This window comes from Rhizobium sp. B230/85 (assembly GCF_019355735.1).
Classification (GTDB): domain Bacteria; phylum Pseudomonadota; class Alphaproteobacteria; order Rhizobiales; family Rhizobiaceae; genus Rhizobium; species Rhizobium rhododendri.
In genome coordinates, this window is the sequence record NZ_CP072156.1 from 2,926,989 (window position 1) to 2,940,620 (window position 13,632).

General features: G+C 60.6%; 12 protein-coding genes. 6 read left to right on the forward strand and 6 right to left on the reverse strand.

Going from position 1 to position 13,632, the window contains the following annotated elements; translation table 11 throughout:
• Window positions 1–78 precede the first annotated feature (78 nt).
• Genes J5289_RS14155 through petA form a run of 3 tightly spaced genes read right to left on the reverse strand, consistent with a single transcriptional unit; the run spans window position 79 to window position 2,876 of the window.
• Window positions 79–936: a cytochrome c1 gene (locus J5289_RS14155; protein ID WP_209184328.1), complete on the reverse strand. Its 858-nt coding sequence runs from the start codon at window positions 934–936 to the stop codon at window positions 79–81.
• A gap of 23 nt (window positions 937–959) precedes the next feature.
• On the reverse strand, window positions 960–2,282 hold the full coding sequence (locus J5289_RS14160) for a cytochrome b N-terminal domain-containing protein (RefSeq protein WP_142823346.1): 1,323 nt from the start codon (window positions 2,280–2,282) through the stop codon (window positions 960–962).
• Between the two features lie 15 nt (window positions 2,283–2,297).
• A complete protein-coding gene (petA, locus tag J5289_RS14165) occupies window positions 2,298–2,876 on the reverse strand; it encodes a ubiquinol-cytochrome c reductase iron-sulfur subunit (RefSeq protein WP_111222689.1) in 579 nt (192 codons plus the stop codon).
• A gap of 379 nt (window positions 2,877–3,255) precedes the next feature.
• On the opposite strand from petA, the gene J5289_RS14170 reads away from it, so the two are divergent.
• The gene (locus tag J5289_RS14170; protein ID WP_209184330.1) at window positions 3,256–4,188 is read left to right on the forward strand and encodes an endonuclease/exonuclease/phosphatase family protein; all 933 of its coding nucleotides are present in this window, start codon (window positions 3,256–3,258) and stop codon (window positions 4,186–4,188) included.
• A 5-nt stretch (window positions 4,189–4,193) separates the two neighbouring features.
• Here J5289_RS14170 and J5289_RS14175 read toward each other — a convergent pair whose 3' ends face one another.
• Window positions 4,194–6,056, reverse strand: a complete 1,863-nt coding sequence (locus J5289_RS14175; protein ID WP_209184331.1) for an ABC transporter ATP-binding protein — start codon at window positions 6,054–6,056, stop codon at window positions 4,194–4,196.
• Between the two features lie 257 nt (window positions 6,057–6,313).
• Here J5289_RS14175 and J5289_RS14180 point away from each other — a divergent pair, with 257 nt between their 5' ends.
• Window positions 6,314–7,294, forward strand: coding sequence for an acyltransferase (locus tag J5289_RS14180; RefSeq protein ID WP_209184332.1), 981 nt, complete (start codon window positions 6,314–6,316; stop codon window positions 7,292–7,294).
• Window positions 7,295–7,321: 27 nt separating this feature from the next.
• On the opposite strand, the gene J5289_RS14185 is transcribed toward J5289_RS14180, so the two are convergent.
• Complete coding sequence (locus tag J5289_RS14185) at window positions 7,322–9,172, reverse strand: ABC transporter ATP-binding protein (RefSeq protein ID WP_209184333.1); 1,851 nt, start codon at window positions 9,170–9,172, stop codon at window positions 7,322–7,324.
• A 381-nt stretch (window positions 9,173–9,553) separates the two neighbouring features.
• Between J5289_RS14185 and J5289_RS14190 the strand changes: the two genes are divergently transcribed.
• Together J5289_RS14190 and J5289_RS14195 are read left to right on the forward strand one after the other, a co-directional pair.
• Window positions 9,554–10,015 (forward strand): tRNA (cytidine(34)-2'-O)-methyltransferase, encoded by a 462-nt coding sequence (locus J5289_RS14190; RefSeq protein ID WP_209184334.1) that lies wholly within the window; start codon window positions 9,554–9,556, stop codon window positions 10,013–10,015.
• Window positions 10,016–10,216: 201 nt separating this feature from the next.
• Entirely contained in the window at window positions 10,217–11,863 is a 1,647-nt protein-coding gene (locus tag J5289_RS14195) for a Na/Pi cotransporter family protein (RefSeq protein WP_209184335.1), read from the forward strand.
• 69 nt (window positions 11,864–11,932) lie between these two features.
• Here the strand turns inward: J5289_RS14195 and J5289_RS14200 are convergent, their stop codons facing one another.
• A complete protein-coding gene (locus J5289_RS14200) occupies window positions 11,933–12,190 on the reverse strand; it encodes a hypothetical protein (RefSeq protein ID WP_142823354.1) in 258 nt (85 codons plus the stop codon).
• Window positions 12,191–12,363: 173 nt separating this feature from the next.
• On the opposite strand from J5289_RS14200, the gene hemF reads away from it, so the two are divergent.
• Window positions 12,364–13,272, forward strand: a complete 909-nt coding sequence (hemF, locus tag J5289_RS14205; RefSeq protein ID WP_209184336.1) for an oxygen-dependent coproporphyrinogen oxidase — start codon at window positions 12,364–12,366, stop codon at window positions 13,270–13,272.
• An 83-nt stretch (window positions 13,273–13,355) separates the two neighbouring features.
• Window positions 13,356–13,625 carry a hypothetical protein gene (locus J5289_RS14210; protein WP_209184337.1) on the forward strand — a complete coding sequence of 90 codons (270 nt, stop codon included), beginning with the start codon at window positions 13,356–13,358 and terminating at the stop codon, window positions 13,623–13,625.
• Window positions 13,626–13,632: the final 7 nt, after the last annotated feature.

Consider the following 13,632-nt stretch of genomic DNA (forward strand, 5'->3'; position numbering starts at 1 on the left):
TGCGCAAGCAGAGACAGCTTCGAACCTAGCAATGACGAGGCCGCCCGAAGCGGCCTCGTCTTGAACCTACCGTCCTGCTCAGTGCTCGGTCTTGGCGTAGACCGACCGCTTTACCAGGTAGATCAGGACGGTGAAGATGAGCAGGAACACCATGACCATGAAGCCGGTGTGCTTGCGCTCCTCCAGATGCGGCTCGGCGGCCCACATCAGGAAGGAAGAGACATCGTGGGCGTACTGGTCGACGGTCTGGGGCGATCCGTCGTCATAGGTCACCTGGCCATCCGACAGTGGTTTCGGCATAGCCAGCACAGCTGCCGCGTGGAAGTACGGATTGTAGTGCCCGTTCGGCGGCACCTGGAAACCGGCCGGAGGCTCCTCGTAGCCTGTCAGCAGCGAGTAGATGTAATCCGGCCCGTTCTCCTGATATTGCGTGAAAATATCGAAGACGAAGCGCGGGAAGCCGCGCTCGACTTCACGCGCCTTGGCAAGCAGCGAGAAGTCCGGCGGTGCGGCACCGTGGTTGGCAGCCTCAGCCGCTTCCTTGTTGGGGAAAGGCGACGGGAAATGATCGGATGGCACAGCCTTCCGGGTATACATCTCACCTTGCGCGTTCGGTCCGTCCTGCGTCTCGTAGTTGGCGGCGAAGGTCTTTACCTGCGCCTCCGAATAGCCGAGATCGCCGAGCATGCGGAACGGCACAAGGCTCATCGAATGACAGGCGGAACAGACCTCAGCATAGACCTTCAGCCCGCGCTGCAGCTGCGTCTTGTCATAGTAGCCGAAGGGTCCGGCGAACGTCCACTTCTGCTCTCGCGGCTCCTTGAGCGGATAGACCGGCGTCGCCTCGGCGGGCGGCTTGGTGTCCTCGGCATGAAGTGCCGTGCCTGCGCCGGCGAGGAGTGCCAGCGTCAGAAAGCCGGCAGCAAACTTGCTCATCATCGTCTTCCCCATCGCCGCGCTCATGCCCCGACCACGACCGCTGGAGCGGACTTGCGGTTCTGCTTCTCGAGTACCGCCTCGGTGATCGAGTTCGGTATTCGTCGCGGTGTCTCGACCAGGCCGAGGACCGGCATGATCACCAGGAAGAAGCCGTAGTAGAAGAGTGTCCCGAACTGCGAGTAGGCGACATAATTGCCCCTGAGGTCGCCATGGAACAAGAGGCCGAAAAGCCCGGTCCCCTCCGCCGGCATAGCTCCGAGCCAACCGAGAAAGATTGCGTTGGCGACGAACAGCCAAAAGCACACCTTGTACCAGGGACGGTAGACAGCCGAGCGAACCTTCGACGTATCGAGCCACGGTACGAAAAACAGCACCAGGATCGCGCCGAACATGGTGAGCACGCCGGCCAGCTTCGAGTCGATAGGCCCGATGTTGAAGGTAATCGAGCGCAGCATGGCGTAGAACGGCAGGAAATACCATTCAGGCACGATATGCGCTGGCGTTTTCAGCGGATCGGCAGGAATGTAGTTGTCGGCGTGGCCGAGATAATTCGGCAGATAGAAAACGAAATAGGCGTAGACCAGCAGGAACACGGAGACGCCGAGCGCATCCTTCATCGTCGCATAGGGCGTGAAGCGCACCGTATCCGTCTTGGTCTTGATCTCGACGCCGGTCGGGTTCGTCTGGCCCGCAACATGCAGCGCCCAGATGTGCAGCACGACGACGCCGGCGATCATGAACGGCAGCAGGTAGTGCAGCGAGAAGAAGCGGTTCAGCGTCGGATTGTCGACGGCAAAGCCGCCGAGCAGGAACTGCTGGACCCACTCGCCGACGTAAGGCAGCGCCGAGAAGAAGCCGGTGATCACGGTCGCGCCCCAGAACGACATCTGCCCCCAGGGCAGCACGTAGCCCATGAACCCGGCCGCCATCATCAGCAGGTAGATGATGACGCCGAGGATCCACAGAACCTCGCGCGGCGCCTTATAGGAACCGTAATACAGCCCGCGAGCGATGTGCAGGTAGACAGCGACAAAGAAGAACGAGGCACCGTTGGCATGCATGTAGCGCAGCAGCCAGCCATGGTTGACGTCGCGCATGATCTTTTCGACGGAGTTGAACGCCACGGTCGTCTCGGCGGCGTAATGCATCGCCAGCACCACGCCCGTCAGGATCTGCAACACCAGCATCACTGCCAGCATTGCGCCGAACGTATAGGCATAGTTCAGGTTGCGCGGCACCGGATAGGCGACAAAGCTGTCATAGACCAGGCGCGGCAATGGAAGCCGCGAGTCGATCCACTTTTCAAGTCCGGTGGATGGCTCGTAGGTTGATTGACCACTCATGATTCAGTATCCCCCTCAACCGATCTTGATCACTTTGTCGGATGTAAATGCAAACGTCGGTATGGCGAGGTTCATGGGTGCGGGACCCTTCCGGATACGACCGGCAGTGTCGTAGACCGACCCATGGCAGGGACAGAACCACCCGCCATATTCCCCCGACGTGCCGAGCGGCACACAGCCGAGATGGGTGCAGGAGCCGATCATGACGATCCAGTTCTCCTTGCCCTTGCCGGCTGAGCGGGCGATATCGGTTGCTTGTTCTTCGGGAGGCAGGTTGGCGTTGCGCGCGACGGGATCTTTGAGGTCGCCGATCGGGGCGGAATTGGCCTCGGCGATTTCTTTTTCGGTCCGGTTGCGGATGAAGACCGGTTTGCCACGCCATTTGACTGTCAAGGACATGCCGGGCTCAAGGCTGGAAACATCGATTTCGACGGAAGCAAGCGCCAGTGTGGATTGATCCGGCCGCATCTGGTCGATAAATGGCCAGACGGCCGAAACGGCACCGACCACGCCGGCCATGCCGGCTGCTATATATAGAAAATCGCGCCGCGTCGGCTCGCCCAAGGTCTCGCTCTTCGTGTCGTTCTCGCTCACGCGGCCCCTCCTCTTCACGCAGAACCGCGGATGTGCCGCGGCAATCCTTCAACTCCGGCGAATCGCCCAGGCCACAATTCTGCCATAGATTTTCTCCGCCCCCAGCCGGTTTCTAAGCTTGATCGAACGCCATGTCCAGTCTTGCCAGCGGAGGTGGGCACAATGTCGCGGGCAAAACTACAGTTTTATGGGCGCATGACAGATCAAAACCGTCTACGCTTGGGCTATTGTGGTAACCGCATGAATTGCCGACGAATTCGCAAAGCAAATCCTCGCGTTGCACTGCAAAAATAACTATCGCAAACTTGCTGCGTTGCAACAACAGGGGCACCGTGCTAGTCGCTCCGCAGAAGCGCGCATCCAGAGGTTACCCAGGGTCATGAGAGATACCATCTACTGCGTGATATCGGTGGTGACCACCTGTATTCTCGGCATCCTGGCGGCCCGTTATGTCACGCACCTGTGGATCCTCGCCTTCTTCGAGAGCCTGCAGACCCACATCGGCATCGCCTGCATTGTCGGAGCGCTGCTGGCGCTTGCCGTGCGGCGCCACCGGTACGCCATCGCCATGCTGGTCGTGGCGATCGCCATCACCGGCCATTCGATCGTCCTGCTTCAGGCCCGCGCAGAAACGCCAGCGCCTGCTGACGCGCAGCCATCCTACCGGCTGCTGTCGTTCAACATCGACGGCGACAACTTTGCTAATTCGGAAAAAATTGCCGATCTCGTTCTCAACTCCAAGGCCGATGTCGTGGAAATGTTCGAGGCGCCGCCGATGCTGTCGCAGATGACGCGACTGGCTGCCGTCTATCCCTACCGCATCGGATGCGGCGTGATGGAGGACAATTGCGACAGCCTGTTGATGTCCAAGCGGCCGTTCCTCTCGCAGTCGATCGGTAGCCTCAGCGGGCTGTGGAGAAACCGGTTCATTCTGGCGACCATCGACATCGATGGCCAGAAGATCGCCTTCGCCTCCGCCCATCTGAGCAAACCCTATTTCGACGATTTCCATGCCGACGAACTGGCCGCCCTGTCCGATGCCTTGAACGCAGTCCGGGAGCCGCTGCTGCTCGCCGGCGATTTCAATGCGGCCGTGGTCGAACCCGACATGCAGGCGTTTCTCCGCCGCAGCAATCTGGCCCACGTTTTCCCGGAGCCCGCGACCTGGCCGATCGAGACCGGCGCCTTTGGCATCGCTATCGATCACGTATTTGCGAGGCCGCCGCTGCAGCTGAAATCCGTGCGTCGGATCGAGGATGCCATGGGGTCGAACCATTACGGGCTCATCACCGACTTCACCATCGTCCGTTAGTCCGACTATTCCGCATCGACGGCAATGAAGCCTCCGGATTGCCTCGCCCAGAGCTCGGAATAGAGACCGTTGCGCGACAGCAGTTCCGCGTGGCTGCCATCCTCGATGATCCGCCCCTTCTCGATGACAACGAGGCGGTCGAGGGCTGCAATCGTCGACAGCCGATGGGCGATTGCCAGAACCGTCTTGCCCTCCATCATCGCCAGCAGGTTGGATTGCAGCGCGGCCTCCACTTCGGAATCCAATGCCGAGGTCGCCTCGTCGAGCACCAGGATCGGCGCATCCTTGAGCATGACCCTGGCAATGGAGATGCGCTGACGCTGGCCGCCGGACAGCTTGACCCCACGCTCACCGACATGGGCGGAGAAGCCTTTGCGGCCATTCTGGTCCTCGAGATCGGCGATAAACGTGTCGGCCTCGGCCCGGCTGGTAGCCTGCAGCAGCAGGTCGGCGCCCGCATCAGGCCGACCAAACAAGATGTTGTCGCGGATGGAGCGGTTGAGCAGCGCCGTATCCTGCGTCACCATGCCGATCGCCGCGCGCAGCGATTCCTGGGTGACGCGGGAAATATCCTGACCGTCGATCAGGATGCTGCCCGCTTCCAGATCGTAAAAACGCAGCAGCAGGTTGACCAGCGTCGTCTTGCCGGCACCGGAGCGGCCGACGATACCGACCTTTTCACCGGGCTTGATGACCAGCGAGAAATCGTCGATTACGCCGCTGCCACGCCCATAATGAAACCTGACCTTCTCGAAGCGAATCTCCGGCCGCGACACCACCAGCGCCTTGGCGTCCGGCCGGTCGACCAGCCCGATCGGCTGAGAGATCATCTCCGCGGCGTTCTGGATGGTCCCCAGATTGCGCATGATCGAGTTGAACTGCGTCATCATCCGGCCGAACAACATGTTGAGGCGCAGCACCATGCTGAGCGTAAAGGCCACCCCGCCCGTCGTGATTGCGCCGGAGAGCCAAAGCTGGATCGCAAAGGCGGCAATGCTGGTGATCATCACACCCGACAGCAAGGCGAGCGACGAGCGCACCCCGGTCAAGAGCCGCGTGAAAGGCATGACCGCCGCCTGGAAGCGGTCGAAGCCGTCGCGGATATAGAGATCATTGCGATCCTCGCGGCCGAAGAGCTTGAGTGTCTGGATATTGGCGTAGGCATCGACCATGCGGCCGTTGAGCATCGACGAGGCCTCGGCGGCATCGCGGGCATGGCGGCGGATGCGCGGGACGAAAAAGCGTGCCAGCAGGCAGAACAGCCCAATCCAGACGGCAACGATCAGCGCCAGCCTCCAGTCCAGACCGCCAACAAGGGCGACCGTGGACGCCGCATAGATGATGATGAACCACACAACCTGCAGCAACGACACCACGAGATCGCCGGTCGACTGGCCGGCAGACCAGACTTTGGTGACGATCCGCCCGGAAAAGTCGTTCTGGAAGAAGCTCAGCGATTGGCGGGCGACATGCACATAGGCCTGCCAGCGAACCAGGTTGAGAAAGCCCGGCACGACCACCTGCTCCTCGACCAGTGCGCCAAGGCTGACGACGATGAAACGCACGACGAGCACGACGAAAACCATGCCCAGCAACGACCACCCGTGACCGGACAGAAGCCCGTGCCAGCCATCGCCTTTGGGAACCGTGTCGAGGATGTCAACGAGATGGCCGACAAACCAGAACAGCGCCGCCTCGAGCATCGCCACGGCACCACCGAGCACCGCCATCGCCAGAAACGGCCCTTTGGCCTGGCGGACATAGTACCAGATGAACGCGTAAAGCGACTGCGGCGGCCGCAGTTCGTCATTGCGATAGAACGGATCGAGCCATGTCTCGAAAAGGCGAACGACGGTGCGGATCAACATGCGTGCGATATAGGCAGTTTTCTACGGAGGGCAAAGGGTTGGTTGGCCCCAAGCGGCTTCACGTCCGTCACGTTTGCGACCGCCTTTCCGCTCGGGAGCAGCCTGCGAACCTAGCGTGATTTTGCCCCTTTTCGGCACAAATTCGCGGGCAGACCAGTCAGCCGGACATCGAGAGTTCACCAAAATCTGACAATGACGCTTGCACTCGAGCGGCGCGCAAACGAAGACGACCTGCCCATCCTCAAGGAGATTTGCCGATGGCCGACGAAATCCTACTCGCCAGGCCAGACCGCAACACATCCATAGATGCGATGCGCTATGTGTTCTCGTTCGTTATCGTTCTGCTGCATTGCCTGCCTCCGGCGCAGCATCCGCCTCACCCCGCATGGGCAGCCCTCGTCGCCATCGCCTGTCGCGTTTCGGTGCCGTTCTTCTTCATCACCAGCGGCTATTTCCTGAAACCCTTGGCGAGGCTCGATCTATCGGTGGTCGTCAAGCCGCTGAAACGCCTGCTGCCGATCTACCTGTTCTGGATGTTCGCATACTTCGTCTTCCTGCAAATCTGTCCGATCCAGCAATGGTCTTTCGGCCCGCGCGACCTGATCTCGGGAGGCACCGCTTTCCACCTCTGGTTTCTGCCGGCACTGGGACTTGCGCTGGTGCTGGTATCGGCGGGGACGAGCCTCATCGGCATCAGGACCACGGGCGCCCTATGCGTCGTCCTTGCAGCCATCGGCGTGATTTTCAGCAGCTATCACAATGTGCTTCACATGCCAGGCAATCCTCAACGCGGGGGCCTGTTCATAGCACCGCTGTTCGTCTACCTCGGCCTCTGCGCCAAGGTCGGAAACTGGAAGCTGGGCAGATGGGCGGCCCCGGCGATCTGTCTCTCCTACATTGGCCTCATCCTGGAGGAATGGATGATCTACCGCGCTTCAAATGCGGCCGTTTTCATCAGCCACGACTTCACCATCGCCACCTATCTGGTCGGCCTGACGTGTTTTCTCGGGGTGCGCCAGATACCGCGTTCACAGTTTGTGGATCGGCTCGCGTGGGCTGGCCGGATTAGCCTGACTGTCTATGCCAGCCACGTCTTCTTCCTCTGGCTGCTCGCGCCCGTCATCGGCAACGATGAGATCTGGAGAGTTGGGCTCCTGACCCTCCTGTGCTTCGGGCTGGCAACACTTCTGAGCCTTGCGCTCATGCGCGTTCCGGGCCTGCAGCGCGTCATCGTGTGACGACGCGCTGCCTTGTCGTTACCGCGCCTATTCCGCAGCCGCTTCCGTCGAATGGTCGGCAAGGAAGCCGCCGGACTGGCGGTTCCAGAGATCGGCGTAGATGCCGCCCCGGGTGATCAGGTCGGCGTGGCTGCCGGTCTCGATCAGCTTGCCCTTGTCGAGAACGACGACCCGATCCATCTCCGTCAGCGTCGACAGCCGGTGGGCGATGGCGATGACCGTCTTGCCCTGCATCAGCGCGAACAGGTTCTCCTGGATGGCCGCCTCGACTTCGGAATCGAGCGCCGAGGTTGCCTCGTCGAGGATCAGGATCGGTGCATCCTTGAGGAACACCCGGGCAATCGCCACCCTCTGCCGCTGGCCGCCGGAGAGCTTGACTCCACGCTCGCCGACCTGTGCATCCAGACCCTTGCGGCCGTTCAAGTCGACGAGGTTCTCGATGAACTCCCATGCATTGGCACGCTTGGTCGCCTCGATGATCTCGGCGTCGGTGGCATCTGGGCGACCGTAGGCGATGTTATCGCGGATGGAGCGATGCAGCAGCGACGTATCCTGCGTCACCACGCCGATCAGCGCACGCAGGCTCTCCTGCGTCACCCCGGCGATATCCTGCCCGTCGATGGTGATCTTCCCGGACTCCAGTTCGTAGAAGCGCAGCAGCAGGTTCATGAGCGTCGTCTTGCCGGCGCCGGAGCGCCCGACAAGGCCGATCTTCTCGCCAGCGTGGATATCCAGCGTCAGATCCTCGATCACACCCTTCGCCTTGCCGTAATGAAAGCGGATATGATCGAAACGGATCGCCCCCTTCTGCGCCACCAGCGTTGGCGCTGACGGACGGTCAATGATGTCGTGCTTCTTTGTCATCATCTCCATGCCGTCATAGACCGTGCCGATGTTCTCGAACAGCGCCGAGACTTCCCACATGATCCACTGCGACATGCCGTTGACGCGCATCGCCAGACCGATGGCAATTGCAATCGAGCCGACCTCGATGGCGCCGTTCAGCCAGAACCAGATGGAAATCGCCGAGATGACGAAGAGCGCCACGCAGTTGTTGATGTAGACCGACGCCTGGAAAAGGCTGACGTAGCGCATCTGCCCGTAAACCGTCTGCAGGAACAGATCCATGCCCGCCTTGGCATAGGATTCCTCGCGGCCGGCATGGGAGAACAGCTTCACGGTCGCGATGTTAGTGTAGCTGTCGACCACCCGACCGGTCATCGTCGAGCGCGCGTCGGCCTGCGTCGCGGCAATCTTGCGCAGCTTGGGCACGAAAAAGCTGACGATCCCGATATAGATCGCCAGCCAGACCAGCAGCGGCAGCAGGAGCCGCCAGTCCGCCGTTCCGACGATGACGATCATCGTAATGATGTATGTGACGACATAGACGAATACGTCGAGCAGCTTCATCACCGTTTCGCGCACGGCAAGTGACGTCTGCATCACCTTGGTGGAAACGCGTCCGGCAAACTCGTTGGCAAAGAACGTCATGCTGTGGCGCAGCAGGAAGCGGTGCATCTGCCACCTGGCGATCATCGGATAGTTGCCGAGCAACACCTGGTGCATGATGATGGAGTCCAGCACGGCTGCGACCGGCAGGCCGACGAGCACCATCGCCGCCATCCAGAACAGCGTCGCGCCTTCCGTCTGCAGGAAGGTCGCCTTGTCGGCATGCGACAGCCAGTCGACGATCTGGCCAAGAAACCGGAAAAGCGTGACCTCGCCGATGGCTATCAGCATCGTCAGGACGCCCATGGCGGCAAGCCAGGGGGCTGCAGGCTTTGTGTAGTGCCAACAGAAAGCAAATAGCCCGTGCGGCGGAACACTGGGTTCCTCGATCGGGAATGGGTTCAGACGCCGTTCAAACCAGCCAAACATGAAATGCTCCAGAAACGTCGAAGCCGCATCCCGCCGCTGCGTCCAATGGTTTCGCAGCGTCATATGGGAGCGGTCGCGGAAAGAACGAGGCCGTATCAGCCGCGCAATGGTTCAAAAAGGGAGAAAGTCGTCAGATCCTGACGGAGACGACCGGATGAGACACCGGCGTACGCACCGGGAGACGAACAGCCAAAAATCGATCCATTAGCGCCTCCTGCTGGTTTGCGTTGTGAACAAGGCGTCTTTTATCGCAAAAGCGACGTCTGCAAAAGCCCCAAAGGAGGTCCGAACACGCAGAACTTGCGATGGGACGCATCACAGACGTTGATGAAAGCACATTTCAGTTGCGGGTTTTGCTGCCGATCGGATAGTCGAGGAGCCATGACCGCCCTGCACATCGCTCTCTACCAGCCGGATATCGCCGGCAACACCGGCACGATCCTGCGGCTTGCCGCCTGTCTCGATCTTGCCGTCGACATCATCGAGCCCGCCGGCTTCGACATCTCCGACCGCAACCTCAAGCGCGCCGGCATGGACTATCTCGCCGCGGTCTCCCTGACCCGTCACATCAGCTGGACGCATTTCGAGGCGTGGCGACGCGGCACCGGGCGCCGCCTGATCCTTGCCTCGACGAAGGCCGCGGACCGCTACACCGATTTCGTCTTCCGCTCCGACGACATCCTGCTGTTCGGTCGGGAAAGCGCCGGCGTTCCGGATGCGGTCCACGAGGGAGCCGATGGTCGCATCCTCATCCCGATGGTAGAGGGCCAGCGGTCCATCAACGTCGCAATGTCGGCAGCAATGATCGCGGGCGAGGCGTTGCGCCAGACACGCTGGGGCTGACGGCACTCGACCATCAGTGACGCAAATTTGACCCCCAGTTGTCGCTACAAGCGTTGATTTACAGCAGGTTTTGTCCATATAATAGTTAGCCGACGAGCAAATTTTGCCGGGTACGGCTCTCTCCAACGCTGAAATTACGTGCCTTTTCAGTCTCCGGTCGATGCCGGAAGCCTACGGCATGAGAAGGAAATCCCGCGAAAAATGGACTCAACCACGGTCATGATCAACCTGTTCGGCGCAGTGGCGTTGCTGCTGTTCGGCCTGTCGCAGGTAAAGGACGGCGTCACCCGCGCTTTCGGTGCCCGCCTGCGGACCGGGCTGGCGACCGGGACACGCAGCAGCGGCCGTTCCTTCGTCTCCGGCTTCGTCGCGACGATCGCGCTGCAGAGTTCGACCGCGACCGCGCTAATGGTCGCATCTTTCGTCGAACGTGACCTGGTGATCCCGTCCATGGCACAGATCGTGCTGCTCGGCGCCAATGTCGGCACCGCCGTGACCGCATGGATCGTCGCAACCGGCATCGAATGGCTGTCGCCGCTGATCATACTGATCGGCATCGTCCTTTACCGCCGCTCGTCGAGCAATCAGCAGGGCGCAGGCACGGCGCTAATTGGCATCGGCCTGATGCTGCTGTCGCTGCAACTACTGAGCATGGCAACGGCACCGATCCGCGAATCCCAGGCGCTTGCCGCCTTCATCGGCCTGCTCGACGGCGCCCTGCCGGTCGCGTTGATTTTCTCGGCCGCCCTCGCCTTCATCTCGTCGTCCAGCCTTGCCGTTGTCGTGCTGATCCTGTCGCTCGCCTCCACCGGCATCCTGTCGCCCGCTCTCTCCATTGTCCTGGTGCTCGGCGCCAACCTTGGTGGCGCCATTCCGCCCGTCGTCGCGACCATGTCCGGTCCCGCAACCGCCCGCCGCGTGACGCTTGGCAACCTCATCGTGCGCGCCATCGGCTGCGCCATTGCCATGCCATTGGCCGGCCACGCTGGCGCCCTTCTACAAGGCCTCGGCTTTGTGCCCGCAAAACTGCCCGTCGACGCGCATCTCATGTTCAACATCGCGCTTGCCGCCCTCGCCTGGCCGTTTTCTCCCCTGATTTCAAGGCTGATGCTGCGGCTGGTGCCCGCCGATGCCGCGACCGATGACAGCCCGAGGTTCCTCGACGAACAGGCTCTCGGGACCCCTGTGGTTGCCGTCGCCAGTGCAACCCGCGAAGTTCTGGCCGTCGGTGATCTCATCGAACGCATGTTGATCCGCACGCAGACCGCATTCGATAACAACGACCTGGCATCGTTGAAGGAAATCCCGCTGCTGGAAAAGCGCGTCGACCGGCTGCACCAGGAGGTCAAGGTCTACCTCTCCAGGCTAGGCCGTGGCGGGCTCGACGAGGAAACCAGCCGCCGTTCGATCGTCATCATCGACTACGCCATCAATCTCGAACATATCGGCGATATCATCGAGAAAGGCCTTTCGGAGCAGGTAGCAAAGAAGATCGGCCACGGCCTCGCCTTTTCCGACGACGGATTTGCCGAGCTGCAGCGCTTGTTCACCATGACCATCGACAATCTGAGGGTAGCCCAGACGATCCTCGTGACGCGCGATTTCAATCTCGCCCGCCAGATGATGGAAGTGAAGGTCGATGTTCGCCGGCTCGAGAAGCAGTCTTCGGATCGCCATATCGCCCGGCTGCGTGACGGTCGAATGGACAGCCTGCAGACCAGTTCGCTGCATCTGGACATGCTGCGCGACCTCAAGCGGATCAATGCGCACATCGTCTCCGTCGCCCACCCCATCCTCGATGAGAGCGGCCTGCTGATCGAAAGCCGCTTGCTGAACGCAGCTGAGTGATAGCTAGCGGGATGAGCCTGGAAATCGGTTGCTAACGAATGAGCTTCAAACGCCGGCGCAAAAAAGCGATCAGTCTGCGGTCGGCAGGCGGCGCATGGTGAATTCGATGCGGTCGCCTTCGACCTGTCGCCAGCTTTCGACTTCCGTCCAATAGGCGGCCTTCGGAAAATCGTCGAACCATTGGCGGGCTTTTTCGCGCGCGTCGGGGCGGCTGAGGCAATAGGTTTCGCGCACGAAATCTCCCTTGCCGCCTGCAAGCTTGCTGCGGCGGTGGCGGTCGATCTGGCGCTTGAGCCCATCAAGGGGCGGCGATCCCGTAATCTTCATGATAAACCTTGCCTTTGTGCCCAAGATAATACCAGACGGTTCATTTTGCGAGTCGATTATGCCGGTGTTCAAGCGGGGGATGCTGGCTGCCACCTTGCTTTGCTGTTATGCAAAAACCGATTTTGAAGGCCGTGCGAGTCGTGGCCGCTGCACACATGGCGCCGGAGATACTTATGGAAAGACCACAGCTTCCAACCGGATTGCCTGACGACATCGAGGAAAAGAAGCTTGCTGCGCGCGGCTGGTTCGAAAGCCTGCGCGACACGATCTGCACGGAATTCGAGGCGCTGGAAGACGAGTTGACCGGCCCGCTGGCCGACCAGGAACCGGGCCGCTTCGTTGCCAAGGATTGGCAGCGCGAAAGCGATGGCGGCGGCGGCAGGATGTCGATGATGGAAGGCCGCGTTTTCGAGAAGGTCGGCGTCCACACCTCTACCGTGCACGGCGAGTTTGCCCCCGATTTTCGCAGCCAGATCCCTGGTGCCAATGAGGATCCGCGCTTCTGGGCCTCCGGCATCTCGCTCATCGCCCATCCCGTCAATCCCAACGTGCCGGCCGTGCACATGAACACCCGCATGGTGGTCACGACCAGCCGCTGGTTCGGCGGCGGCGCTGATTTGACGCCCGTCCTTGATAGCAGACGAACACAGGAAGACCCAGACAGCCAGCTTTTCCATCGTGCCATGGAGATCGCCTGCGGCCGTCATAAGGTTGCAGACTATCCGCGCTATAAGGCCTGGTGCGAAGAATATTTCTTTCTGAAGCACAGAAACGAATCACGCGGCATCGGCGGGATTTTCTACGACTGGCTTCATTCGAGCGAGGAGGACGGCGGCTGGGAGGCCGACTTTGCCTTCACGCGTGATGTCGGACGGGCATTTTCGATGGTCTACCCGCGGATTGTAAGGTCGAACTTCAACAAGCTGTGGACAGAGCAGGACCGGGACGAACAATTGATTCGCCGCGGACGCTATGTCGAGTTCAATCTTCTGTACGACCGCGGCACGATCTTCGGCCTGAAGACCGGCGGCAATGTAGAGTCTATCCTGTCGTCCCTGCCGCCCGTGGTTCGTTGGCCCTGATGTCAACAAAACGTGAGGGTCTTACAAAGTAACGCGTTGCTACTACTTTAACTTGAACATGGTACAGTCAGAGGAGGATTGTCATGTCTACGAAGAGCAGTGCAGCCCCTACCCCGACCACAGCGAGTGCGATGGATACTCCTGATTTTATCAGGAGGCTGGCGGAGGACCAGCGCATCCGAAGCGGCTCCGATCTACCTTTATCCTGCTTCATCGAGCAGGTGAAGATGCAACTGAAAGGCCGGCCGGCCAACGATGTATCCCGTATTCCGCAGGACCGCATCGCCAGGCGCTCCGTCGCCCATGTCCACCAGACGTCGGAGCTTTTCAAAGCCTGGGCAATGCCTGAATAGGCGGAGC